This window comes from Desulforegula conservatrix Mb1Pa, assembly GCF_000426225.1.
Lineage (GTDB): Bacteria > Desulfobacterota > Desulfobacteria > Desulfobacterales > Desulforegulaceae > Desulforegula > Desulforegula conservatrix.
Genome location: NZ_AUEY01000124.1, coordinates 1 through 5362, shown reverse-complemented (window position 1 = coordinate 5362; position 5362 = coordinate 1). Strand labels below are relative to the sequence as shown.

Here is a 5362-nt window from a genome sequence, read left to right as displayed (position 1 = left end):
CATTAACTCCGCATTCGAACGCTCCGGCAAGGGCAACCGCAATCTGAACCGCTGAGTAAGCGTCGTTGCACTGGCCTACATCGAGGAGTCTTGGAATTCCGCCTATGTCGCCAAGCTGTTTGTCAAAGAATCTGAATTTTCCGCACGCAAGTGTAAGGATCATGCAGTCCTGCGGCACTTTTTCAACAAATTCTGTGTAGTAGTTGCGTCCCGGTTTTGCGCCGTCGCAGCCGCCCACAAGGAAGAAGTGGCGGATTGCTTTGCTTTTTACGCCTTCGATTATTTTGCCAGCTACGCCAAGAACCGTATTTCTCGCAAAGCCAACCATTACTGAAACTCCTGCCTTTTCTTCTGTAAAACCAGGCATATCAAGAGCTTTTTTGATTACAGGAGAGAAGTCCTTGCTTGCGATATGCTCAACTCCTGGCCAGCCAACAAGACCTGTTGTAAAGATATGATCTTTATAAGTTTCCCTTGGTTTCTGGATGCAGTTTGTGGTCATGAGTATCGCGCCAGGGAATTCATCAAATTCTTTTGCCTGATTCTGCCATGCTGTGCCGTAATGGCCGAAGAAATGATTGAATTTCTTGAGCTCAGGATAGGCATGGGTTGGCAGCATTTCGCCGTGGGTATAGATGTTGATGCCCTTGCCTTCGGTCTGCTTCAGGAGTTCATACATATCTTTCAGGTCATGGCCTGATACAAGTATGGCCTTGCCTTTTTTGGCTCCAAGGGGGACGCTGGTTGGAACTGGATGTCCGTAAGTTCCTGTGTTTCCCGCATCAAGAAGCTCCATTGCCTTGAGGTTGATTTCGCCGCACTTTAGTACAAGAGCAACAAACTCATTTACTCCAAGAGTGTTGTCCATGGTCGCAGCCATGCCTTCATAGAGGAAATCATAAACTGCCTGATCAGTCTTGCCAAGGATTGCAGCATGATCTGCATAAGCTGCAACGCCCTTGATTCCATATATAAGAAGCTGCTTGAGAGATGTGATGTCAACATTTGCATCGAGTTCCGCCTTAAAGCTTGTTTTTTCGCCTTCAGCAATAAGAGCCTCAGTGTTAAGTCCCTTGTAGCTGCCTTTGTACTGAGAGAAATTGGTTTTGCCACCCTTGGCAGCGATTTTTTCTTTCATTGCTGCCATGCGGGTTTCAGCTTCCTGCATGAGTTTGGCGAATCTCTCTGGGTCAAAGTCAACATTTGTAAGGGTTGAAAAAATAGCCTGACAAGCGAAGTGATCATCCTCAGGTGTTTTTGCGCCGTGTTTTGCAGCTTCAATAGCAATCAGAGAGAAACCTTTCATAGTATAAACCAAAAGATCCTGGATTGCCGCTGTTTCAGGGGTTTTTCCACATACGCCTATCTTGTCACATCCTGTTCCTTTAGCGGTCTGTTCACACTGGAAGCAAAACATGTTATTTCTCCTTAGATTTAAAGTTTGGGTAACATTAGGAAATGCCTTAACCGAACACAAAAGATATGTAATTGATCTGTATCAAGAAAACTTTATGGCTTAACAACTATTAACAACATTTTGAAAGCTTCTTCCGCAAATAATGAGTGTGGTATGTTGGCAGGCATAACAACAGTTTGACCAGATTCGGCGTTAATTTTTTTCTCTCCTATGGTGATTATGGCTTTTCCATCAAGCAATATAACCATTGCATCCCCAGAAGAGGCGTGTGTGCTTATCTCTTCATGTTTATCGAATGCAAATACAGTTATGCCAACACCACTTTTTTGAGCTATGGTTCTGCTAACTACCCTGCCTGTTTCATAGTCAACGAGGCTTTTCATATCAAAGATTTCAGAGAATGGTATATTCTTCATCATTACAGATTCATTCATTGTGAGTCCCTTATTTTCTTAAAAAATTGATAATTACAGGGGCTTTTAACCCCTGTAAATTCGAGGCGAGCTGTTTTATTTTTTGACTTCAGGCGTTGCAATAGGCACTGGAGGTGTTGTTGAACCTGTGGCGTTGGGAAAGCTGTCAAACTTCGGGGCTTTCTTGTTTTCCTTTATAAGCTCACCAGCTTCATGCATAAGCAAGTTGAAACGCTTCTTGCATTCATAGAAACCATGCCACCAGGCATAGTCAGGAGCCATCATAGCTGTGCCCATTCTTGCTCTTCTTCCTTCATGATGCCAAAGTTCATAGAACTCTGTCTCAAGAGACTCATCAAAAGGCTTCGTTGAATCAAGCAATCCCTTGGAATAAAGACTATCCATCATTGCCTTAGCTGGCTTGAAATATACATTATTGTATTCATCGATAACCTTATCAAGCTTATTATAATGTGCGTCAACCCAGGTTGCTCCGTGGCATTGCTGGCAGACTTCCTTCATCTTGGAACGCTCCTCCTTCCAGTTTGTCTTTGCTGGAAATGCAGCAAATTCTTCCGGTCTTATAGACATATTTGTCTGGAGTTCCCATGAAAGTCTTTCTGTTACATCATGTGTGGTTTTTACCTTTCCGGCACCTGACATATGACATGAGGCACATGTTGGAGCTCTGTAATCAACTCCGGGTGTCCACATTCCAGGAGGGGAATCCCACTTGAACTTATGTCCTGTGGCATCATAAATATCGCCATGCTTGGATTCCTTGTATATTTCAATCTGAGGATGATCCGGCCCTAAATGGCATTGCCCGCATGCCTCGGGTTTTCTTGCTTCCTCTATTGAAAACTGATGTCTGGAATGACAGCTTGTACAGCTACCCTTGCTTCCATCCATGTTGACCCTGCCAACTCCGACATTGGGCCAGGTTTCGGGATCAAGCTCACCTTCTTTCATTGCTATTACAGTTCCATGGCAATGATTACAGCCAGCGTTCCGTTCTGTATTGCTGTTCATGCCATGTTTAAGCCATGGGTCGACCTTCCACATTATTTCTACAGTATTTGCATGCTTGCTTATGCTGTATTGCTTTGCTTCATCAGGATGACATCTTGAACAGTCTTTGGGAGTTACTATTCCAGAAATCTGCACTTTCAAAGAAGAAGGAGCATAAGGTGAATCAGATTTACCATACTGTTTGTCATGCTTGGTGCTTATGTCCGCATCTCCAGACTCTGCCTTATGACAATCATAACATGTAATTCCTGCATTGGCATGGCGGCTCGAAGCCCAATCCGAAACGATGCCAGGATGTTCTTTCTGATGGCATTGTATGCATGCAGAAGCTTCGGGTGGCATACTCCTTTCAAGGTTGTAAGACTTTACTTTTGTGAAATTGCTTGCAGCTACGATGGTAGCAAAAGTAATGCATAAAAACAGCAGAATAAAACCTATTTTTAATTTATTGACTCTCATCCCTTCCTCCTGTGTATTGCTTATGATTTTAATAAAAATCAATTGTTTCCATGATATGCTGAACTCGACTTGTGAACGAGATCCCGATGACAGAGGAAACAGCTTTTCCCTTTACCGTTATCTCCGAACAAAGCGTCGCGGTGCGCAAGCATTGCACCTCTTTTGTCCGGCATGTACAGAAGACTCTGGTGACATTTCAGACAGTTTGAATTATCCATTGTTGAATAAACTATCTCTCGTCTTTTAGCGGCATCATAAGGTTCTCCGAAGTAGTGTCCCCAGAAGTCCTTTATGCCATGTTTAGCTTTGGAGAAAAAAAAGTATACAGTCTGTTCAGGTGGCGGTAGATGACAATCAATGCAGCGAGCTGTGAATCCCTTGGAATTGGAGGCATGGGTAGAGGTTCTCCAGGCTGAGACAGCCGGTTTTATCTCATGGCAGGACGCACAGAAAGATGGTGTCGATGTGTCAACCATAATTTTGTACCCCAAATTCATCAATGGAAAAGCTAACAAGGGAAACAAAAATAAAACAATAAGAAATCCTAACAATCTCTTCATCAAAAACCTCTACAAAATATTTATTGCAAGTATGTATTAAGGAAGGAAGTCAGTAGAAGCTCATTTTTTTTATACTCATTTGGCATGTTTTTGAAGTTTTTTATTCTTTAGTATTGTTTTTTATACAACCAAGCTTATTTATGAATCATAACATTCTGTAATTAAAGAAATTATTATTAATTATATTTATTTATTCAAATTTATTATTACTTAAAAGGAAAGCTCGCATGAAACTTCACTGGATACAACATGTCCCTTTTGAAGGTTTAGGTTTTATAGAAGATATTGCACAGATGAAAGGATTCGATATTTCGTCAACCAGAGTTTTTGAACCAGAACATTCATTCCCTGAACTTGAAGGTTTAAATCTGATTGTGATCATGGGTGGGCCTATGGGAGTTTATGATATAAATGAATATCCTTGGCTAATAAAAGAAAAAGAATTCATCAGATCTGCGATAAAAAATAAGGTACAAATCCTGGGAATTTGTCTTGGAGCTCAGCTCATTGCAGATGTACTTGGTGCTAAAGTTACAAAGAATAATGAAAAAGAAATTGGATGGTTCAAGGTGTTTCCTGACAAAAACTATCAAGGTAAATTATCCGGCATTTTTGAAGGAGAACCAGAGGTTTTTCATTGGCATGGAGATACATTTGATATCCCAGATAAATGTCTGCTGGTCTGCTCAAGTGACGGATGCACAAACCAGGCTTTTGACTACAATGGGCAGGTTTTTGGTCTACAGTTTCACCTTGAAACAACTAAAGATTCAGCTAAATCATTGATTGAAAAATGTAGCGATGAAATTCAAACAACTGAAAAATTCATTCAGAATGAAAATGACATTATAGGCAATGAAACAAAATATTCAAAAATCAATGAAATGATGAAAACAGTATTTGAAAGAATAATTGCTTAATTCTATCTTTTGATTGGCAAAATGGTAAAATTTGGACTGTCATAGATTATTGTATATCAGATATATGGAATACAAAATTATTGTTGGATCTTATTATAAGCATAGGATAATTAAGAGATCCAAAAACCTTGAATACAATTCAAGGTTTGTAGGCCATAATAATCTATTTCTTTTTATTTTCTGCGAAGAATTTTACTTTTCTTACTTGGTCATGTCCCCAAAAAAATTTTTCTTTTATAAGGATTATTCTTTTATAGCCTTTTTTAAAGGCTTCAATCCAAAAAGCTCACGATCATTATCCCTGACCAAAAAAGAATCAAGTAGTTTAGAAAGTCCTTCTGGATTATCTATGTATTGATTAATCAAATATGAACCTGCCAGAATCTTTCGTCTTGTATCTATTTTCTTTGCCTGATTTCTTTCCATAGCTTCAAGCTTTGTTACTTTTGCCTTTAGCTGCTGTATTTGTTCATGCCTTGAAATAGCCTTACGTTTTTTATTTGATTTTTCCTCTGTCATATATTCCCCTAATAATTATGGTGTAATTTTTTCGTAAATTAG

6 protein-coding genes are annotated in these 5362 nt (G+C 39.9%); 1 reads left to right on the top strand and 5 read right to left on the bottom strand.

The genetic code is table 11. The annotated features are described in order from the left end of the window. The 4 genes from hcp to K245_RS27510 form a co-directional block, all read right to left on the bottom strand. Positions 1–1417, bottom strand: a 1417-nt coding sequence (gene hcp / locus K245_RS0120460; RefSeq protein ID WP_027360667.1) for a hydroxylamine reductase, incomplete at its 3' end; no start/stop codon positions are given. A gap of 92 nt (positions 1418–1509) precedes the next feature. Further along, the gene (locus K245_RS0120450) at positions 1510–1851 is read right to left on the bottom strand and encodes a cupin domain-containing protein (protein WP_027360666.1); all 342 of its coding nucleotides are present in this window, start codon (positions 1849–1851) and stop codon (positions 1510–1512) included. Positions 1852–1926: 75 nt separating this feature from the next. After that, positions 1927–3321: a multiheme c-type cytochrome gene (locus K245_RS0120445; protein ID WP_027360665.1), complete on the bottom strand. Its 1395-nt coding sequence runs from the start codon at positions 3319–3321 to the stop codon at positions 1927–1929. Positions 3322–3359: 38 nt separating this feature from the next. Further along, positions 3360–3818: a cytochrome c3 family protein gene (locus K245_RS27510; RefSeq protein WP_232223859.1), complete on the bottom strand. Its 459-nt coding sequence runs from the start codon at positions 3816–3818 to the stop codon at positions 3360–3362. 290 nt (positions 3819–4108) lie between these two features. Between K245_RS27510 and K245_RS0120435 the strand changes: the two genes are divergently transcribed. Then, positions 4109–4801: a type 1 glutamine amidotransferase gene (locus K245_RS0120435; protein ID WP_027360663.1), complete on the top strand. Its 693-nt coding sequence runs from the start codon at positions 4109–4111 to the stop codon at positions 4799–4801. A 243-nt stretch (positions 4802–5044) separates the two neighbouring features. Here the strand turns inward: K245_RS0120435 and K245_RS0120430 are convergent, their stop codons facing one another. Then, positions 5045–5320 (bottom strand): hypothetical protein, encoded by a 276-nt coding sequence (locus K245_RS0120430; RefSeq protein WP_027360662.1) that lies wholly within the window; start codon positions 5318–5320, stop codon positions 5045–5047. Positions 5321–5362: the final 42 nt, after the last annotated feature.

Coding starts and splice junctions, on each gene's coding strand:
- K245_RS27510 (WP_232223859.1), bottom strand. CDS start 3,818: ATGAATTTGGGGTACAAAATTATGGTTGACACATCGACACCATCTTTC.
- K245_RS0120430 (WP_027360662.1), bottom strand. CDS start 5,320: ATGACAGAGGAAAAATCAAATAAAAAACGTAAGGCTATTTCAAGGCAT.
- K245_RS0120435 (WP_027360663.1), top strand. CDS start 4,109: ATGAAACTTCACTGGATACAACATGTCCCTTTTGAAGGTTTAGGTTTT.
- K245_RS0120450 (WP_027360666.1), bottom strand. CDS start 1,851: ATGAATGAATCTGTAATGATGAAGAATATACCATTCTCTGAAATCTTT.
- K245_RS0120445 (WP_027360665.1), bottom strand. CDS start 3,321: ATGAGAGTCAATAAATTAAAAATAGGTTTTATTCTGCTGTTTTTATGC.